We start from the raw sequence: 17958 nt of genomic DNA on the forward strand, positions 1-17958 counted from the left end.
GGGAAGGCTGATCTCGCCCAATCCCATCGCCCCCGACTGTGCATGGCGCACAATCGAGGGGTGGAGCAACCTGACGAAGCCGTCGCCGCGTGGATCCGGACGTTCGCCGTCGAGAGCCTGGCCTCGGAGGAGGTCGACCGGGTGGTGCGGCTGCTCGACGAGCAGATCGCGGCCCAGGTCGCCGTCATCGCCCGCGACCCCGACCTGCGCGCGGCCCTGGACGCCAGCACCCGCGCCCAGCTGCGGTCCTTCGTCACCCACCTGGTCAACCCGGGCGAGCTGCGTCCGCCCGACGAGGCGTTCCTGCTGGCGCGGGAGTTCGCGGCCCGCGGCGTCGAGCTCGCCTCGCTCCTCGAGGTCTACCGCTCCGGCCAGCAGGCGGCGCTCGCCTACGTGACCTCGGTCGCGAAGGACGCCGCCCTGGCGCCCGCGCAGGTCACCGGCGCGCTGGTCACCGTGTGGGGGCAGGCGATCGAGTGGTTCGCCCACTCGGTCGAGCAGCTGATCGGGGCGTACGGCGAGGAGCGCGAGCGCTGGCTGCGCAGCGCGCTGACCCGTCGTACCCAGCTGGTCGCGAGCATCCTCGACGGCGACCGCGTCGACATCGACGAGGCGGGGCGGGACCTCGGCCACTCGCTGCGACGGCACCAGACCGCGCTCGTGCTCTGGGAGGCCGACGCCCGGGCCGACGGGGACGCCGTCCCGCGGCTGGAGGCGGAGGCGGCCCGGCTCGCGGCGCGGTGCGCGGCGCCCCGGCCGCTCGTCCTGCAGGCCGGGCCGGCGGAGGTCTGGGCCTGGCTCGCGACCGACCGGCCGCCCGATGCCGGCGGGTGGAGCGCGGAGGTGACGCCCGGCGTCCGGGTCGCGGTCGGCGTCACCGCCCCCGGCGTGGCCGGCTTCCGGGACTCGCACCGCGAGGCGGTGGCCGCCCGCGCCCTGGCGGACGTGCTGCCCGACCCGCTCGTGGCCTACGCCGACGTGGAGGTGGTCTCGCTGCTGTCGCGCGACCGGTCGGCGATGGAGACGTTCGTACGCCGCGAGCTCGGTGACCTGGCGGCCGACGACGCCGCGACCGCGCGGCTCCGCGCCACCGCTCTGGCCTACCTCGAGGTGGGGATGGAGGGCGCCGCCGCCCGGCTGGCCATCCACCGCAACACCGTGCGCTACCGGCTGCACCAGGCGGAGGGCCTGCTCGGCCACCCGATCACCGAGCGCCGGCGCGAGCTCGAGCTGGCCCTGTTGTGCGCCGACACGCACGTGGCCTGGATCACAAAACCTCGCCGCCAGTAGGTTCAACCGGTAGACATCTCACTTATATCTGTACAGCGTGTACAGCTAACTATGGGCAGCGTTGCCCGGGTGAGGTGGTCGAGCGGATGCTGGCTTACGAGCGATTCGGATCGGGAGAGCCCCTCGTGCTGGTGCACGGGATCAGCCACCGGCGGCAGGCGTGGTACCCCGTGGCGGAGCGGCTGGCCGAGCACCGCGAGGTCATCCTCTTCGACCTCCCCGGCCACGGCGAGTCCCCCGACCTCCCGAGCGACGGACGTCCGGTCAAGGACGTGCTCCAGGAGCACCTCATCGACTTCTTCGCCGAGCTCGACCTCGAGCAGCCGCACATCGCCGGCAACTCGCTCGGCGGCCGGATCGCCCTCGAGGCGGCCGCCGACGGCCTGGTGAGCAGCGCGACCGCGCTCGCACCTGCGGGCTTCTGGAAGAACGACCTCGACTTCGCCTACATCCGCGCCCACTTCGCCGTACTGCTGGCCGCGGCCCAGCTCAGCTCGCCGGTCGCGGCGCACCTCGCCCGGTCCCACCACGGGCGCCGGCTGATGCTCTCCTCGCTCATGGTCCACGGCCACCGGCTCGACGCCGAGCGGGTCCTCGGTGATCTGAACAGCATGCTCGCCGCGCGCGACGCACTGCGCCGGATCATCAAGGGCGGGGTGCCCTTCGAGGGCGAGATCCACGCCGACATCCCGGTGACGATCGCGTGGGGCGACAAGGACCGGGTGCTCCTGCCCTACCAGGCCGGTCGCGCCCGTCGCCAGCTCCCCGACGCCGAGCACATCTGGCTCGACGGCAGTGGCCACGTCCCGATGTCCGACGACGTCGACCGCGTCGTCGACGTCCTGCTGCAGGGTTCCTCGCAGGGCCTGCGCTCGATCACCGCGCACGTCGCCTGACCCGGGAGTGACCATGTCCGTGAACCAGACCGAGTCCACCGGGCCCACCGAGCTCGACGTCCTCATCGTCGGTGCCGGCCTCTCCGGCATCGGGGCCGCCTGCCACCTGGTCCGCGAGACCAAGGGCAAGACCTTCGCCGTCCTCGAGCGCCGCGACGCGATCGGCGGCACCTGGGACCTGTTCCGGTACCCCGGCATCCGGTCCGACTCGGACATGCTCACCTTCGGCTACAACTTCCGGCCGTGGGTCGGCACCAAGGTGCTGGCCGACGGTCCGCACATCAAGCAGTACGTCGAGGAGACGGCCACCGAGTACGGCGTCACCGAGCACATCCGGTTCGGTCGGCGGGTCGTCAAGGCGAGCTGGTCGTCCGAGACCGGCCGGTGGACGGTCGAGGCGGAGGTCGACGGCGAGCGCGAGGTCTACTCGGCGCAGTTCCTGGTCGGCGCCAGTGGCTACTACAACTACGACGAGGGCTACGCCCCGACCTTCCCGGGCCAGGAGGACTTCCGTGCGGCCGGCGGACAGATCGTGCACCCGCAGTTCTGGCCCGAGGACCTCGACTACGCCGGCAAGCAGGTCGTGGTGATCGGCAGCGGGGCGACCGCGATCACCCTGATCCCGGCGATGTCGACCGGCGAGGGGGCCGCGGGCCACGTCACGATGCTGCAGCGCTCGCCGTCGTACATCATGGCCGTGCCGGCGCACGACCCCGTCGCGGTCCCGCTGTCGAAGCTGCGGGTGCCCGTGAACGCGGTGTACCGGAGCGGGCGCACCCGCAACATCGTGCTGCAGCAGGCGATCTACAAGCTGTGCCGCAAGCAGCCGGCGCTCGCGCGCAAGGTGCTGCTGGCCGCGATCCGGGCGCAGCTCGGCCCCGACGTGGACATGAAGCACTTCACGCCGTCGTACGACCCGTGGGACGAGCGGCTGTGCGTCGTCCCCAACGGCGACCTGTTCCGGGTGCTGCGGCGCGGTCAGGCGTCGATCGTGACCGATCACATCGACCACTTCACCGCGACCGGGATCAAGCTGAAGTCCGGCGAGGAGCTGCCGGCCGACATCGTCGTCTCGGCGACCGGCCTGCAGATCCAGCTCGCGGGCGGCGCCGAGGTCGAGGTCGACGGTCAGCGCATCAACACCCGTGACCAGCTGCTCTACAAGGGCGTGCTGATGGAGGGCGTCCCGAACGCGCTGTTCGTCATCGGCTACACCAACGCGTCCTGGACGCTGAAGGCCGACCTCGCCAGCGAGTACTTCTGCCGGCTCATCAACCACATGGACGCGAACGGGCACACCCAGGTGGTCCCGGTCGCCGCCGCGGACGACCGCGACGAGGTGTCGATGATGGGCGACTCGATGCGGTCGGGCTACATCCAGCGCGGCGACGCGATCATGCCGCGGCAGGGCAAGAAGGCGCCGTGGAAGATCCGCAACGACTACTTCCGCGACGCTCCCGTGCTGCGGCGGGCGAGGATCGCGACGCCGGAGCTGAAGTTCTCCGACGGCCCGGCGCCGGCCGCCGCGCCGGCCGCCTCAGGTGACGGGGTCGGTGCCGGTGTCGGCTGACCCGATCATCGAAGAGATGCCGGCCGGCGGGCTCGCGCCGCAGGGCCTCGCCGGACGCGTGGTCTCGGGGGCTCGCGCGACTACAGTGCGAGCCATGCCGCACGTGCCCCGGGTCCCGCGGATCGACATGCCGCGGGTGCCGCGGATCGACGGGCGCCAGCTGCGGTGGGAGAACCACAACGAGGAGCGCCGGCAGCAGGTGCTGCAGGCCGCCGTCGACCTGCTCGAGGAGCACCCGTCCGGCACCGAGCTGCACGTGCAGCAGATCGCCGAGCGGGCCGGCCTGGTGCGCACGGTCGTCTACCGGCTGTTCAAGAGCCGGGCCGACCTCAACCGGGCCGTCCAGCTGCACGTCGTGGGCATGGTCCGCAGCGAGCTCAACGCGACCCTCGAGCTGAGCGGCAGCACCGACCAGATCGTCCGCAGCATCGTCGGCTCGTACGTCGAGTGGGTCGGTGCCCACCCCCAGCTGCACGACATGGCCGAGCGCGAGCTCGGCGACGGCCAGCCGGGTGAGCTCGACCGCGCCATCGACGAGCTGAGCCGTGACCTCACGACGCTGCTGTCGGCGGCGTCGTCCCTCTTCGGCACCGTCCTCGACGACGACCAGACGGCCATGCTCGAGCTGCTCGTCGTCGGCCTCATCGGGCAGGTCCGCGGCAGTGTCAACCAGTGGGTACGCCGTCCCGTGCGGACCCTGAGCACCCGGGCGCTCACCGCGCAGCTGAGCCGGTGGATCTGGTTCCAGATCGACGGTCAGGCCCGCGAGCTCGGCGTCGTCATCGACCCGACGGTCCCGCTCGACCAGCTCGCCGTCTCCCCCTCTCCCGACAAGTAGTCGCGCGGCAACGCCCCGGCTTCGCACACCCATCTCCAAATACCCTGCACAGCCTGTACAGATAACTCCAGGAGGAGTCATGACCGCAGCGCCAGCCCTGAGCTACGACGACACCCTGCACACCCTGTCCGAGGGGTCCGTGCGCCGCAGCTTCGACGCGTTCGTCGACATCCCGTGGGACGACCCGGCGTACGCCATCGACAAGACCGACCCGCGGTGGTCGCTGCCCACGGTCGACGCGCTCGGTGCGCACCCGTGGTACCAGGCGCTACCGGAGGAGCGTCGGATCGAGATCGGGCTGTGGCGCCAGGCCAACGTCGCCAAGGTCGGCCTGCAGTTCGAGAACATCCTGATCCGCGGGATCATGCAGTACGTCTTCTCGCTCCCCAACGGCTCGCCGGAGTTCCGCTACCTCACCCACGAGGCGACCGAGGAGACCCACCACACCCAGATGTTCCAGGAGTTCGTCAACCGCTCGGGTGCCGACGTGCCCGGCATGCGGCTGCTGATCCGGGCCGCCAGCCCGGTCATCCCCTGGGTCGCCTCGATCTTCCCGGAGTGGTTCTTCACGATGGTGCTCGCCGGCGAGGAGCCGATCGACCACATCCAGAAGTCGATCCTGCGCTCGAGCGACGAGCTGCACCCGCTCCTCGAGCGGATCATGCAGATCCACGTCGCGGAGGAGGCGCGCCACATCTCCTTCGCGCACGAGTACCTCCAGCAGCGGGTGCCCGAGCTCGGCCCGGTCCGCACGGCGCTGCTGTCGGTGCTCTACCCGATCACGATGCGGGTCGCCTGCGACCTGATCGTGGTGCCCGGCAAGGAGCTCACGACCGACATGGGCGTGCCGCGGAAGGTCGTCAAGGACGCCTACTGGCGCAGCGACGACGCGCAGCGGATGCTGCGCGACTTCTTCGGCGACGTCCGTGCCCTCGCCGAGGAGACCGGCCTGATGAACCCCGTCTCGCGCCGGGTCTGGAAGCTGCTCGGCATCGCCGGCCCGACCTCGCGCTACCGCAGCGAACCGGTGCGCGCCGCGGCCTGAGCCGCCGCGACCCGAAGGAGCTCTCATGACCTACGTCGTCACCCAGTCCTGCTGCAGCGACGCCTCGTGCGTCACCGCGTGCCCGGTCAACTGCATCCACCCCGCGCCCGGGGAGCCTGGGTTCGCCGAGGCGGAGATGCTCTACGTCGACCCGGTCGCCTGCATGGACTGCGGCGCGTGCACGACCGCATGTCCCGTCGGCGCGGTCGTGCCGCACACGGCGCTGGGCGAGCACGAGCTCCCGTTCCTCGAGCTGAACGCCGCCTACTACCGCGAGCACCCCCACGACGACCGGCCGCCGCTCGCTCCCGTCCGGCCGCTGCCGAAGGTGACCGCGCGCCGACCGGTGCGGGTGGCCGTCGTGGGCGCCGGCCCGGCGGGACTGTTCACCGCCGACGAGCTGCTCCGCCAGGACAACATCGAGGTCGACGTCTTCGACCGGCTGCCGACGCCGTACGGCCTGGTGCGGGCGGGCGTCGCCCCGGACCACGCCCGCACCAAGGACGTCACCCGGCTGTTCGAGCGGATCGAGGACCAGGCCGGCTTCCGCTACGTGCTCGGCGTGGAGGTCGGCACCGACATCACGCACGAGGAGCTGCGCGCGGCGTACGACGCCGTGGTGCACGCGAGCGGGTCGGGGACCGGCCGCACCCTGGACCTGCCGGGCAGCGACCTGGCCGACTGCGTGACCGCGACCGACGTCGTCGCCTGGTACAACGGCCATCCCGACCACCGCGAGCTGCCCATCTCGCTCGACGCCGAGCGGGTGCTCGTCGTCGGCAACGGCAACGTCGCCCTCGACGTGGCGCGGATCCTCACCGCGGATCCCGACCGGTTGGCGCGGACCGACATCGCCGACCACGCGCTCGCCGCGCTGCGGGGCAGCGCGGTCCGCGAGGTCGTCGTGCTCGGGCGCCGCGGCCCCGCGGACGCGGCGTTCTCGCTGCCCGAGCTGGTCGGCCTCGCGGGCCTGACCGAGGTCGACGTCGTCGTCGACGCCGGCGGCCCCGTCGAGGCGACCACCGAGAAGACCAAGGTGCTGGCGGCGCTCGCCGAGCGGCAGGCGACCGAGGGGCGGCGGCGGATCGTGCTGCGCTTCCGCACCACGCCGGTCGAGGTCCTCGGCGCCGGCCACGTACAGGGGATGGCGGTCAGCCGCGACGGCGCCACCGAGGAGATCGCAGCCGGCGCCGTCGTCGCGGCGATCGGCTACCGGGCACGGCCGGTCGAGGGGCTGCCGTTCGACCACCAGGCGGGCCGGGTGCCGAGCGACCAGGGCCGGGTCGAGCCGGGGGTGTACGTCGCCGGCTGGATCAAGCGCGGCCCGCGCGGCTTCATCGGGACCAACCGGTCCTGCGCGGAGGAGACCGCCGCCCGGGTGTTCGAGGACCTGGACGCCGGCCGGCTGTCACCTCCGACGCGGCCGCGCCCGACTGCGCCGGTCGACCTCGCCGGCTGGCGGGCCATCGACGAGCACGAGCGCACGGCCGGGCGCGCGACCGACCGGGTGCGGGTCAAGCTGACCGACACCGCCGCGATGCGGGCCGTCGCGGCCGGCTGACCGGCCGGCGGGGGAGGGTGCCCGCGGGACGGTCAGCGGCGCGCGGAGGTCGGGCGACCGAGGCAGACCGCGACCAGCTCGCCCGGTCGCTCGTTGTTGAACACGGCCCAGCCGTGGTCGAACGACACCACCTTGGCGCGCCCCGCACGGTCGCGGATCACCGCCGCCGACGGGATGACGTCGGGCTCGAAACCGGTGGTCGAGCAGTTGTTGCGCTCGAGCAGCCGGCTCGTGGCCTCGTCCTGCACGGACAGGCCCAGGTGGTCGGCGGGCGGCTCCGGCGAGTCGAGGAAGCTGGCCGCGCCGAGCCCCATCAGCAGCGTGAGAGCGGCAGCCGTCATCGCCGTACGGAACGACATGACAGCGGTGCGCAGCCATGAGATGCGGACAGCGTCCAACGTCGTTCCCCTTCACAAAAATGCGTCAGCGACTGGCCGGGTTATGGCCGAGGAGGTCCGAACCGGGCCCCGATGCCGGTCGATGCCACCTCAACGATCAGGACCGGATCGGGTCACGACCCTTCGTGCCCGGACTCGGGGGGACCTGCGTCGCTGAACGTCGGGCAGGATGGGCCGCATGACCTGGTTCTCCTCGCCGTCGCACGCCGCAGCACAGCTGACGAAGGCGGGCTACCTCGCGGACGCGGCGACCGCCACGACCGCCTTCCTGGCGGGTGCGCTGGAGAAGCCGCTGCTGCTCGAGGGCCCGGCCGGCGTCGGCAAGACCGAGCTCGCCAAGGCCGTCGCCCGCGCCACCGGGGCCGACCTGGTGCGGTTGCAGTGCTACGAGGGGCTCGACGAGGCCCGGGCCCTCTACGAGTGGAACTACAAGAAGCAGCTGCTGCGGATCCAGGCGCAGACCGGGTCCGGGGACGGCGTCGACTGGGACAAGACCCACGACGACATCTTCACCGAGGAGTTCCTGCTGACCCGGCCGCTGCTCGCCGCCATCCGACGCGACGAGCCGACGGTGCTGCTGATCGACGAGGTCGACAAGACCGACGTCGAGGTCGAGGGCCTGCTGCTCGAGGTGCTCTCGGACTTCCAGGTGACGATCCCCGAGCTGGGCACGGTGGCGGCGACCCGCCGGCCGTACGTCGTCCTCACCTCGAACGCGAGCCGCGAGCTCTCCGAGGCGGTCAAGCGGCGCTGCCTGTACCTCCACCTCGACTACCCCGACGCCGAGCGGGAGCGGGCGATCCTGCAGGCGCAGGTGCCCGACCTCGACGACCGGATCGCCGAGCAGCTCGTCGCCACGGTGGGCAAGCTCCGTGACCTCGAGCTCAAGAAGGCGCCCTCGATCGCCGAGTCGGTCGACTGGGCGCGCACCCTGATCGCGCTGGAGATCCGCGACCTCGACGAGAAGGCGATCGCCGACACCCTGGGTGCCGTGCTCAAGCACGCCTCCGACCAGGACCGCGCCGTCAAGGAGCTCCGCCTGAAGCGGGCGTGACGGCCATGACGCGTGAGACCTCCGGCCTGCTGGACCGACACCTCTCCTTCATCGAGGCGCTCCGGGGCGCCGGCCTGTCGGTGTCGCTGGCCGAGGACCTCGACTCGGTCGCCGCGCTCGGTGCCGTGGGCTGGGGCGACCGGTCGCACGTGCGCGACGTGCTCGCCGCGACCCTGCTGAAGAAGCAGGCGCAGCGCACCACCTTCGACGCGCTCTTCGACGTCTACTTCCCGGCGCTGGTCGGCGACGGGGTGCGGGCCGGCGGTGAGGAGGGGACGAGCGCGGACGAGGCGGGGGTCCGCGACAACGCCGCGGCGCTGCAGGCGTTCCGCGACCAGCTCGCCGAGGCGCTCGAGAGCGGCGACGAGCAGCAGCTGCGGCAGCTCGCCGCGCAGATGGTCGGGACGTTCGGGGCGATGCCCGGCCGCGGTCCGGGGTTGTCGTCGTGGTCGGCCTACACGGCCCTGCAGCGGGTCGCGCCGCAGGGCCTGATCGACCGGATCGTGGCCGGGCTGCTCGGCGACGGTGACGACGAGGCCCGCGAGACCGAGGTACGACGCCTCGCCAACCGCCGGGTCGGTGCGTTCACGACCATGGTCGAGGACGACGCCCGGCGCCGGATCGCCGAGGAGAAGGGGCCCGACCACGTCGCCGATGTCGCGATCCGGCCGAGCATCGACAAGCTCGCGTTCACCGCGGCCCGGCGGACCGACCTGGAGGAGATGCGCCGGGAGGTCTTCCCGCTCGCCCGCCGCCTCGCGACCCGGCTGACCAAGGAGCACCACGCCCGCCGCCGGGGTGCGCTCGACTTCCGCCGTACCGTCCGCGCGTCGATCGCGACCGGAGGCGTCCCGCTCACCACCCACCACCGGCCCAAGCGACCGCACCGCACGGACCTGGTCGTGCTCTGCGACGTCAGCGGCTCGGTGGCCAACTTCGCCCAGTTCACGCTGCTCTTCGTGTTCGCGCTGCGCGAGGTGTTCCAGAGCATGCGCGCGTTCACGTTCATCGACCACGTGCACGAGGTGACCGAGCACCTGCAGCCGGGCGCCGACCCGGTCGAGGTGATGGAGAAGCTCGCGGCCGCGAGCAGCCATGCCGCGCTGTGGGGTCGCACCAACTACGGTCGCGCATTCGCGAAGTTCGAGGAGAAGCACGCCGACGCGCTGGGACCGAAGACGACCCTGCTGATCCTCGGCGACGCCCGCAGCAACTACAGCGACCTCGAGGACGCCACCCTCCGCCGGCTGGCCGGGGCGGTCCGGCGGTCGTACTGGCTCAACCCGGAGCCCGAGAGCAGCTGGGGCGCCGGCGACTCGGCCGCCAGGACCTACCGCGAGATCGTGTCGATGGTGGAGTGCCGCAACCTCACCCAGCTGCAGGAGTTCATCCACGACCTCGCGCACTGACGGCTACAGGGCGCCGTCCAGCCGGTCCAGCGCGGTCTCGATGTCGGCGGCGGTGCCGGCGAAGCTGAAGCGCAGGAAGCGGCCGCCCTCCGCGGTGTCGAAGTCGATGCCGCTGGCGACCGCGACACCGGTCCGTGCCAGCAGGTCGCGCGCGAAGGCCATCGAGTCGTCGGTGAGGTGGCCGACGTCGGCGTACGCGTAGAACGCGCCGTCGGCAGGAGCGAGCCGGTCGATGCCGAGCCGCTCCAGGCCGGCGAGGAGGAGCTCCCGGTTGCCGGCGTAGCGGCGCACGTGACCGTCGAGCTCGGCGTACGACGCCGCGTCGAACGCGGCCAATGCCGCGCGTTGCGCGAGCACGGGCGGGCAGATGCTGAAGTTGCCGGTGAGGACGTCGACCGACCGGGTCAGCCGGGCGGGGGTGAGCATCCAGCCGAGCCGCCAGCCGGTCATCGAGAAGTACTTCGAGAACGAGCCGAACACGATCGCCTCGCGGCTGGTCTCCCAGGCGGAGCGGCTGAGCGTCGGCTCGCCGTACTCGATCCCGTGGTAGATCTCGTCGGAGATCAGCTGCACGCCGGTCTCTTCACACCAGCGCGCGATCGCCGCCAGCTCGTCGGGCAGCAGCATGGTGCCGGTCGGGTTGGCCGGGCTGGCGACCACCAGGCCGGCGATCGGACCGGCGGCGTGGAGCTCGGCGAGCTGCTCGACGGTCGGCTGGAAGCGGGTCTCCGGCCCGGTCGCGATCTCGACCACCTCGCAGCCGAGCGCTGCCAGCACGTTGCGGTAGCAGGGGTAGCCCGGCCGGGCGATCGCCACCCGGTCGCCGGCGTCGAAGGCCGCGAGGAACGCGAGCAGGAAGCCGCCGCTCGAGCCGGTCGTCACCACCACGTCGTCGGCGGAGACGTCGATCCCGTAGCGGCGCCGGTGGTGGTCGGCGATCGCCGCCCGCAGCTCCACGATCCCGATCGCCGGCGTGTAGCCGAGCGGGTCGCCCGAGCCGAGCAGCCGCACCGCCTCCGCGTTGACCGGCTGCGGCGCCCCGCTGCTGGGCTGGCCCGCGAGCAGGTTGACCAGGTCGCCGTGCGTGCGCTGCCGCTCGGCGGACAGCGCGAGCAGGTCCATCACGTGGAACGGCGGCACGTTCGCGCGTTGCGCGGCCGCCAGGCGGGAGGTCACAGGCCGATTGTGTCAGTGCGTCGCAGGTCGAGGTGCGAGCGCAAGCACAGCCCGCCGCTGGTTGAGGTGCGAGCGCAGCGAGCCTCGAAACCAAGGCGGGTGTGGGGTCGTCGGGCGGCCGCTGGTTGAGGTGCGAGCGCAGCGAGCCTCGAAACCAAGGCGCCCGCACGCCTGAACCTGCTCTGGCGCGCCGCGGGCATGCCCGGGGGTCTCGTGACGGTCGCTGCGCGACCTCCTCGACCACCGGACAGCGCGCTCGCACACCTGAACCTGCTCTGGCGCGCCGCGGGCATGCCCGGGGGTCTCGTGACGGTCGCTGCGCGACCTCCTCGACCACCGGACAGCGCGCTCGCGCACCTGAACCTGCTCTGGCGCCCCGGGCATGCCCGGGGATCTCGTGACGGTCGCTGCGCGACCTCCTCGACCACCGGACAGCGCGCTCGCGCACCTGAACCTGCTCTGGCGCCTCGGGCATGCCCGGGGGTCTCGTGACGGTCGCTGCGCGACCTCCTCGACCACCGGACAGGGCGCTCGCACACCTGAACCTGCTCTGGCGCGCCTCGGGCATGCCAGGGGGTCTCGTGACGGTCGCTGCGCGACCTCCTCGACCACCGGAGGCCCGGGGTTGGGGAGTTGTCGGTGGTTTCGAGGCTCGGCCGCGGGCGGCCTCGCACCTCAACCAGCGACGACGTCGGGCGGCCGCGCGGGTCAGCCAGCGACGACGTCGACGGACCGGCGCGCGGCGGCCTTGCCCGCCCGGCGGCCGAAGAAGGAGCCCTCGCCGAGCTGGGTGCCGGAGCAGTAACCGGCGCCGTCCTGCGCGATGTTGGAGGCGCAGGCGCCGGCGGCGTAGAGGCCGGGGATCGCGGTCCGGTCCTCGCGCAGCACCTCGCCGTCGAGGCCGGTGCGCACGCCGCCGAGGGTGAACCCGGCGTACAGCGCGGTGCCGAGGGTGAGGTCGTAGACGCCCCAGGGTCCGGTGGTCTGCGGAGCCAGCCAGTCGGGGTGCTTGTGGAAGTCGGGGTCCTCGCCGCGGGCGGCGTACTCGTTGTAGCGAGCCATGGTCGCGACCAGCGAGCCCTCGGGCAGTTCGAGCGCCGCCTCCATCTCCTCGATCGTCTCGTAGCCGTCCTTGAGCGGGACCAGCGGCATCCGCTGCTCCTCCATGTGGTCGCTGTCGGCGATGAGGTACGCCGCGGAGTCGGGCTGCTGCAGCACGAAGTACGACGTCCGCGCGTGGTAGCTGTCCTCCGCGACGAACCGCTGGCCGAGCTTGTTGACGATCAGGCCCTTCACCAGCGATGACGGCGGGTAGAACGGGGCGGTGATGAACGGCTCGTCCATGTTCTCCAGCGCGGCACCGACCGACTGGCCGAGACGAATCCCGAGCCCGTCGTCGTAGGTCCCGCCCAGGACGAAGAGCTTGTGCCGCATCGCCGGTGTGTAGCGGTCCAGCATGTCGTTGTTCATGACGTAGCCGCCGGCGGCGATGACGACGGCACCGGCGCGGACGACACCGGTCTCGTCGAACTTCTTCCAGGCGAGGCCGGTCACCGCGCCGTCGTCGTCGACGACGAGGTTGGTCGCGCCGGTCTCGAACCAGACCTCGACCCCGGCCTCCTCGACCCGGTCGCGGAGCAGGTCCATCACGATCTTGGTGCCCTCGGTGTCACCGGGCACGGGCACCTTGTGCCCCCGCGGGGCGGGTGGGATCTCCTCGCGGAACGGCCACACCTTCTCGTTGCCGGTGTACATCAGGCCCTCGGTGCCCGGCTGGATGACCGCCTTGCCGGGGAAGTACGACCGCTCGAACTGGAACCCCAGCGCCTCGAGCCAGTCGAAGTGCTCGACCGATCCCTCGCAGTAGGCGCGGATCTTCTGCTCGTCGGGGTCCTTGGTGCTGGCCATCAGGTAGCGCGTCATCGCGTCGACGGAGTCCTCGTGGCCCGTCGCCTGCTGCACGGCGGTGCCGCCGCCGAGGTAGAAGTGGCCGCCCGACATGCTCGACGTACCGCCGTGGATCGCGGCCTTCTCCAGCAGCAGCACCCGAGCGCCGTCGCGCGCCGCCTCGAGCGCCGCGCAACCTCCGGCGATGCCAAAGCCGACCACGACCACGTCGAAGGTCGGGGCGTCCGCGGGGACGTCGTGGGCGGGGACGGTGGCGGGGATGGCCAGTCCGGCAGGCTCGGTCATGGGACAAATGTAGAACACGTTCCAGTTTGGGGCGACCCGTGCGGCGGGAGGCGGACGCACTAGACTGCGAATCCGCCGCCCCGACCAGGCCAGCCGAGGTGAGATGACTTTCGACGTCCACCAGCTCGACACGTTTCTGCTGGTGGGGTCCGCGGTCACGCTGTTCGCCGTGCTCGCGGTGCGCGTCTCCTCGCGCGCCGGCCTGCCGAGCCTCCTCGTCTACCTGCTGATGGGCGTCCTCCTGGGCGAGTCCGTGATCGGCATCGGGTTCGACAACGCCGAGCTCGCGCACGCCCTCGGGTTCGGTGCGCTCGCGGTGATCCTGGCCGAGGGTGGTCTGACGACGAACTGGCGCGAGACCCGGGGCTCGGTCCGGCTCGGCGTGGCGCTCGCGACGATCGGCGTGACGGTGTCGGTCGGCGTGGTCGCGGTGGGCGCCCACTACCTCCTCGGCCTGCCGTGGGAGCTCGCCGTCCTGCTCGGCGCAGTTACCTCGCCGACCGACGCCGCCGCGGTCTTCTCCGTGATCCGCGTGGTGCCCCTGCCGCGCCGGATCACGGGTGCCCTCGAGGCCGAGTCCGGCTTCAACGACGCCCCGACGGTCGTGCTGGTCACCCTGATCTCCAGCGGCGCCGCGGCCGACCACGGCCCGTTCGCCCTGGCCGGGATCATCGTCTTCGAGCTGGCCGCCGGCGTCCTGATCGGTCTCGGCGCCGGCTTCGGCGGGGCGTGGATCATGCGCCGCGCAGCCCTCCCGGCGTCCGGCCTCTACCCGATCGCCGTGCTCTGCCTGGCGATGCTCGGGTACGGCGCCGCGGCCGCTGTCCACGCCAGCGGCTTCGCCGCGGTGTACGTCGCCGCGCTCGTGCTCGGCAACACCGATCTCCCGCACCGCACCGTCACGAGGTCCTTCTCCGAGGGGCTCGCGTGGCTCGCGCAGATCGGGCTGTTCGTCATGCTCGGCCTCCTCCTGTCGCCGTCACGGATCACCTGGGAGACCCTGGCGATGGCGATCGGAGCCGGCTTCATCCTGACCGCGCTCGCGCGGCCGCTGTCGGTGCTGGTGAGCTCGCTGGTCCAACGGATGTCGTGGCAGGAGCTGACCTTCGTCTCGTGGGCCGGCCTGCGGGGGGCGGTGCCGATCGTCCTGGCCACGATCCCGCTCGCCGCCGAGGTCGACCAGGCCGACCTGCTCTTCGACATCGTGTTCGTGCTGGTCGTCATCGACACCGTCCTCACCGGTCCCACGCTCCCGTGGGTGGCGAAGGTGCTGCGGGTCGCTCGGCGGTCCGAACCGCGCGACATCGAACTCGAGGTGGCCCCGCTCGGCCGGGTCGCGGCCGACATGATCCAGGTCGCGATCAGTCCGCGGTCGCGCCTGCACGGCGTCGAGATCGGCGAGCTGCGGCTGCCGGAGGGTGCCTCGGTCACGCTGATCGTGCGCGAGGGGCAGACCCTGGTGCCCGAGCGCCGCACCGTGCTGCGACACGGCGACGAGATGCTCATCGTCACGCCGCACAAGCTGCGGGAGGCGACGGAGCGGCGCCTCCGCCAGGTGAGCGCCGGAGGGCGGCTCGCCCAGTGGCTCGGTGCCGACTCGAACGACGACGAGCGCGCTCGCTGAACCGCGACCGGACGCTAGCGCCCGAGGCTCACGACGCGACCAGGTCGGGCGGGCTGCACACGAAGCCGTCGGTCTCGGCCTTGACGCCCTTGCGGCCGGCCTTGATGCCGGGGAACCCCTCGCCGACGACCACGGTGATCCCGGGCTCCGCGGTCGCCTGCTCGACGATCTGGGCGCTCACGAAGTAGGACTGCAGCAGCTTGGCGGCCGCGCCGTCCGGGTCGTCGGTCCAGATCACGGCGCCCATCTCTCCGGTGGGGGCCGCGGCGTTGCCCGTCGCGCCCTCCGCGAAGCCGCGGCGCGCGAGCGCCTCCATGGTCTCGCTCGCCAGGCCGTCGGTGCCGCTGGCGTTGAGCACGTTGACGTGCACCAAACCGGGCGTGACCCGGTCGCCGGCCGCGACCGGCGTCTCGATGCAGGCCGGCTGCTCCTCCGCCTCGGGAAACGGCTCCGTCACCGACGACCACGCCCAGGCCACGCCGATCACGAACACCAGGGCGAGCACCGCGAGAGTCACCGCCGACCGGGTCGTTGCCTTTGCGTCCACGCCGTCAGTCTTCCACCCTGATCACGCGGGCGTGCAGGACGTTCCGCTGCTGGAGCGCCGCCCGGAGCGCACGGTGCAGCCCGTCCTCCAGGTAGAGCTCGTCGCGCCAGAGCACGACGTGGGCGAAGAGGTCGCCGAAGAACGTCGAGTCCTCGTCGAGCAGGGCGGCGAGCTGCAACGTGTCCTTGGTCGTGACCAGCTCGTCGAGGCGCACCTGGCGCGGCGGCACGGAGGCCCACTCCCGCGAGCCCAGGCCGTGCTCCGGGTACGGACGGTCCGTCCCGACGCGCTTGAAGATCACGGGACATGAGTCTAAGGCGCCACCCCAGAGCGGCCGGGGGAGTATCGGCGGCGGCCGGTTGCTCCTACAGTTCCGGCCATGACGGAGGAGACCTCGCTCGAGGCACAGGTCGGACCCGGTTACACGTTCGAGGGCCCGGCCCTCGAGCTCGGCGGTCTCATGGCCGACGCGGACACGCTGACCGGCACCCGGATCAGGATCCCGCTGGCGATGCTCAACCGGCACGGCCTGGTGGCGGGCGCGACCGGCACCGGCAAGACCAAGACCCTCCAGCTGCTCGCGGAGCAGCTCAGCACCGCCGGCGTCGCGGTCTTCGCCGCCGACATCAAGGGCGACCTGTCCGGCCTCGCGACCCCGGGCCAGGTCGCGGACAAGATCACCGCCCGGGCGACGTCGGTCGGTCAGGAGTGGACGGCGACCGGCTTCCCGGTCGAGTACTACGCGATCGGCGGCGAGGGCACCGGCATCCCCATCCGGGTCACCGTCTCCGCCTTCGGACCGCTCCTGCTCAGCCGGGTGCTCGGTCTCAACGAGACCCAGGAGTCCAGCCTCGGCCTGGTGTTCCACTACGCCGACAAGCAGGGCCTGCCGCTGCTCGACCTCGCCGACCTCCGTGCGGTGGTCCAGCACCTGACCAGCGAGGAGGGCAAGCCCGAGCTCAAGGCGCTCGGCGGCCTGTCCTCCGCGACGGCCGGTGTGATCCTCCGGGAGCTGATCGCGTTCTCCGACCAGGGGGCCGATGCGTTCTTCGGCGAGCCCGAGTTCAGCTCCGCCGACCTGCTGCAGACGGCAGCCGACGGACGCGGTGTGATCTCCCTGCTCGAGCTGCCGAACCTCCAGGACCGGCCGGCGGTCTTCTCGACGTTCCTCATGTGGCTCCTCGCCGACCTCTTCCACGACCTGCCGGAGGTCGGCGACATCGACAAGCCCAAGCTGGTCTTCTTCTTCGACGAGGCGCACCTGCTCTTCGACGACGCGTCGAAGGAGTTCCTCGCCCAGATCGCGCAGACGGTGCGGCTGATCCGGTCCAAGGGGGTCGGGGTCTTCTTCGTGACGCAGAGTCCGACGGACGTGCCCGACGACGTGCTGGCTCAGCTGGGGTCGCGGATCCAGCACCAGCTGCGGGCGCACACCCCCAACGACGCCAAGGCGCTCAAGGCGACCGTCAACACCTACCCCAACAGCGCGTACGACGACCTCGGCGAGGTCATCACCAACCTCGGCATCGGGGAGGCGGTGGTCACCGTGATGGGCGAGAGGGGAGCGCCGACCCCGGTCGCGTGGACGCGCCTCCGCGCCCCCGAGTCGTTGATGGCGCCCAGCTCGCCCGAGTCGATCGAGGCCACCGTCAAGGCCAGCCCCCGCTTCGCGTCGTACTCCGAGGTCGTGGACCGCGAGTCCGCCCGCGAGCTGCTCGCGAAGCGGCTGGAAGAGGGCGCCCGCAAGGCCGAGGAGCAGGCGGCGTCCGAGGCGAAGGCGGCTCCGAAGGGATCGAAGTCGTCCAGCCGGTCGTCCGGTGGGGCGGGCGGCGTCGTCAAGGAGGTCGTGAAGTCCTCGGCGTTCAAGGACTTCATGCGCACAGCGACCCGCGAGATCGTGCGCGGCATGTTCGGCGCCGCCCGCCGTTAGGCACCGGGGGTCAGGGGCCCGCCGGACGCGGTGGTCAGGCCGTCCAGCGCACCGAGTCGTCGACGAAGTCGGCGAGGGCGTGCACCCCACGCAGGTCGGTGCGCTGCTCCATCAGCCGGGTCAGGCCCTGGGAGTGGCGGTCGCGGAGGGCGGCGCGGCGCTCGAGGCTCCGGTCGACGGTGTCGGCCGGCTTGCTCGAGGCGATGCGACGGCCCGTCTGGGTCTCAGAAGTGGTCGTCTCGTTCATGTCACCAAGAGTGCCCACCGAAACTGCAGTTTCAACGAACGAGTGGTTACAACCCGGTGTCACGGCCCGTGATTGTCATTACATTCGCCAAAGGACGCACGCGCGGGACGGAGGTCACAGGTCCGGGGCTTGGCGTGTCGGCGCGCTGAGCCGCATACTCGGACCAAGAGTAGAACGTGT

Annotated in this window: 16 protein-coding genes; 10 read left to right on the top strand and 6 right to left on the bottom strand. The window is 71.9% G+C overall.

Features of this window, described 5'->3' with window-relative positions; all coding sequences use genetic code 11:
* Nucleotides 1-60: 60 nt before the first annotated feature.
* The 6 genes from H0488_RS01765 (at nucleotide 61) to H0488_RS01790 (ending at nucleotide 7200) form a co-directional block, all read left to right on the top strand.
* Nucleotides 61-1290: a PucR family transcriptional regulator gene (locus H0488_RS01765; RefSeq protein WP_183097557.1), complete on the top strand. Its 1230-nt coding sequence runs from the start codon at nucleotides 61-63 to the stop codon at nucleotides 1288-1290.
* A gap of 86 nt (nucleotides 1291-1376) precedes the next feature.
* Nucleotides 1377-2186, top strand: coding sequence for an alpha/beta fold hydrolase (locus tag H0488_RS01770; RefSeq protein WP_183097558.1), 810 nt, complete (start codon nucleotides 1377-1379; stop codon nucleotides 2184-2186).
* 13 nt (nucleotides 2187-2199) lie between these two features.
* Entirely contained in the window at nucleotides 2200-3756 is a 1557-nt protein-coding gene (locus H0488_RS01775) for a flavin-containing monooxygenase (RefSeq protein ID WP_183097559.1), read from the top strand.
* A 94-nt stretch (nucleotides 3757-3850) separates the two neighbouring features.
* Complete coding sequence (locus H0488_RS01780; RefSeq protein WP_183097560.1) at nucleotides 3851-4594, top strand: TetR/AcrR family transcriptional regulator; 744 nt, start codon at nucleotides 3851-3853, stop codon at nucleotides 4592-4594.
* 79 nt (nucleotides 4595-4673) lie between these two features.
* Entirely contained in the window at nucleotides 4674-5639 is a 966-nt protein-coding gene (locus tag H0488_RS01785) for an AurF N-oxygenase family protein (protein WP_183097561.1), read from the top strand.
* A gap of 25 nt (nucleotides 5640-5664) precedes the next feature.
* Entirely contained in the window at nucleotides 5665-7200 is a 1536-nt protein-coding gene (locus H0488_RS01790) for an FAD-dependent oxidoreductase (protein ID WP_183097562.1), read from the top strand.
* A 32-nt stretch (nucleotides 7201-7232) separates the two neighbouring features.
* Here the strand turns inward: H0488_RS01790 and H0488_RS01795 are convergent, their stop codons facing one another.
* Entirely contained in the window at nucleotides 7233-7541 is a 309-nt protein-coding gene (locus H0488_RS01795) for a hypothetical protein (RefSeq protein WP_220794096.1), read from the bottom strand.
* 235 nt (nucleotides 7542-7776) lie between these two features.
* Here H0488_RS01795 and H0488_RS01800 point away from each other — a divergent pair, with 235 nt between their 5' ends.
* Both H0488_RS01800 and H0488_RS01805 read left to right on the top strand, forming a co-directional pair.
* Complete coding sequence (locus H0488_RS01800; protein ID WP_246371314.1) at nucleotides 7777-8652, top strand: AAA family ATPase; 876 nt, start codon at nucleotides 7777-7779, stop codon at nucleotides 8650-8652.
* Between the two features lie 5 nt (nucleotides 8653-8657).
* Nucleotides 8658-10061 (top strand): vWA domain-containing protein, encoded by a 1404-nt coding sequence (locus H0488_RS01805; RefSeq protein ID WP_183097565.1) that lies wholly within the window; start codon nucleotides 8658-8660, stop codon nucleotides 10059-10061.
* A 3-nt stretch (nucleotides 10062-10064) separates the two neighbouring features.
* Here the strand turns inward: H0488_RS01805 and H0488_RS01810 are convergent, their stop codons facing one another.
* Nucleotides 10065-11237 carry a pyridoxal phosphate-dependent aminotransferase gene (locus tag H0488_RS01810; protein WP_312856167.1) on the bottom strand — a complete coding sequence of 391 codons (1173 nt, stop codon included), beginning with the start codon at nucleotides 11235-11237 and terminating at the stop codon, nucleotides 10065-10067.
* Between the two features lie 708 nt (nucleotides 11238-11945).
* The gene (locus H0488_RS01815; protein WP_183097566.1) at nucleotides 11946-13430 is read right to left on the bottom strand and encodes an FAD-binding protein; all 1485 of its coding nucleotides are present in this window, start codon (nucleotides 13428-13430) and stop codon (nucleotides 11946-11948) included.
* A gap of 103 nt (nucleotides 13431-13533) precedes the next feature.
* Here H0488_RS01815 and H0488_RS01820 point away from each other — a divergent pair, with 103 nt between their 5' ends.
* A complete protein-coding gene (locus H0488_RS01820) occupies nucleotides 13534-15054 on the top strand; it encodes a potassium/proton antiporter (protein ID WP_183097567.1) in 1521 nt (506 codons plus the stop codon).
* 28 nt (nucleotides 15055-15082) lie between these two features.
* On the opposite strand, the gene H0488_RS23815 is transcribed toward H0488_RS01820, so the two are convergent.
* Nucleotides 15083-15601: a LytR C-terminal domain-containing protein gene (locus H0488_RS23815; RefSeq protein WP_183097568.1), complete on the bottom strand. Its 519-nt coding sequence runs from the start codon at nucleotides 15599-15601 to the stop codon at nucleotides 15083-15085.
* Between the two features lie 4 nt (nucleotides 15602-15605).
* The gene (locus tag H0488_RS01830; protein WP_183097569.1) at nucleotides 15606-15902 is read right to left on the bottom strand and encodes a type II toxin-antitoxin system VapB family antitoxin; all 297 of its coding nucleotides are present in this window, start codon (nucleotides 15900-15902) and stop codon (nucleotides 15606-15608) included.
* Nucleotides 15903-15980: 78 nt separating this feature from the next.
* Between H0488_RS01830 and H0488_RS01835 the strand changes: the two genes are divergently transcribed.
* Nucleotides 15981-17531 carry a helicase HerA-like domain-containing protein gene (locus H0488_RS01835; protein WP_183097570.1) on the top strand — a complete coding sequence of 517 codons (1551 nt, stop codon included), beginning with the start codon at nucleotides 15981-15983 and terminating at the stop codon, nucleotides 17529-17531.
* A gap of 34 nt (nucleotides 17532-17565) precedes the next feature.
* Here the strand turns inward: H0488_RS01835 and H0488_RS01840 are convergent, their stop codons facing one another.
* Nucleotides 17566-17778, bottom strand: coding sequence for a hypothetical protein (locus tag H0488_RS01840; RefSeq protein ID WP_183097604.1), 213 nt, complete (start codon nucleotides 17776-17778; stop codon nucleotides 17566-17568).
* Nucleotides 17779-17958: the final 180 nt, after the last annotated feature.

The sequence above is a fragment of the Nocardioides pelophilus genome, from assembly GCF_014180685.1.
GTDB classification, from domain to species: Bacteria; Actinomycetota; Actinomycetes; order Propionibacteriales; family Nocardioidaceae; genus Nocardioides; species Nocardioides pelophilus.

Coding starts and splice junctions, on each gene's coding strand:
- H0488_RS01770 (WP_183097558.1), top strand. CDS start 1,377: ATGCTGGCTTACGAGCGATTCGGATCGGGAGAGCCCCTCGTGCTGGTG.
- H0488_RS01775 (WP_183097559.1), top strand. CDS start 2,200: ATGTCCGTGAACCAGACCGAGTCCACCGGGCCCACCGAGCTCGACGTC.
- H0488_RS01780 (WP_183097560.1), top strand. CDS start 3,851: ATGCCGCACGTGCCCCGGGTCCCGCGGATCGACATGCCGCGGGTGCCG.
- H0488_RS01785 (WP_183097561.1), top strand. CDS start 4,674: ATGACCGCAGCGCCAGCCCTGAGCTACGACGACACCCTGCACACCCTG.
- H0488_RS01790 (WP_183097562.1), top strand. CDS start 5,665: ATGACCTACGTCGTCACCCAGTCCTGCTGCAGCGACGCCTCGTGCGTC.
- H0488_RS01795 (WP_220794096.1), bottom strand. CDS start 7,541: ATGACGGCTGCCGCTCTCACGCTGCTGATGGGGCTCGGCGCGGCCAGC.
- H0488_RS01800 (WP_246371314.1), top strand. CDS start 7,777: ATGACCTGGTTCTCCTCGCCGTCGCACGCCGCAGCACAGCTGACGAAG.
- H0488_RS01805 (WP_183097565.1), top strand. CDS start 8,658: ATGACGCGTGAGACCTCCGGCCTGCTGGACCGACACCTCTCCTTCATC.
- H0488_RS01815 (WP_183097566.1), bottom strand. CDS start 13,430: ATGACCGAGCCTGCCGGACTGGCCATCCCCGCCACCGTCCCCGCCCAC.
- H0488_RS01820 (WP_183097567.1), top strand. CDS start 13,534: ATGACTTTCGACGTCCACCAGCTCGACACGTTTCTGCTGGTGGGGTCC.
- H0488_RS01835 (WP_183097570.1), top strand. CDS start 15,981: ATGACGGAGGAGACCTCGCTCGAGGCACAGGTCGGACCCGGTTACACG.
- H0488_RS01840 (WP_183097604.1), bottom strand. CDS start 17,778: ATGAACGAGACGACCACTTCTGAGACCCAGACGGGCCGTCGCATCGCC.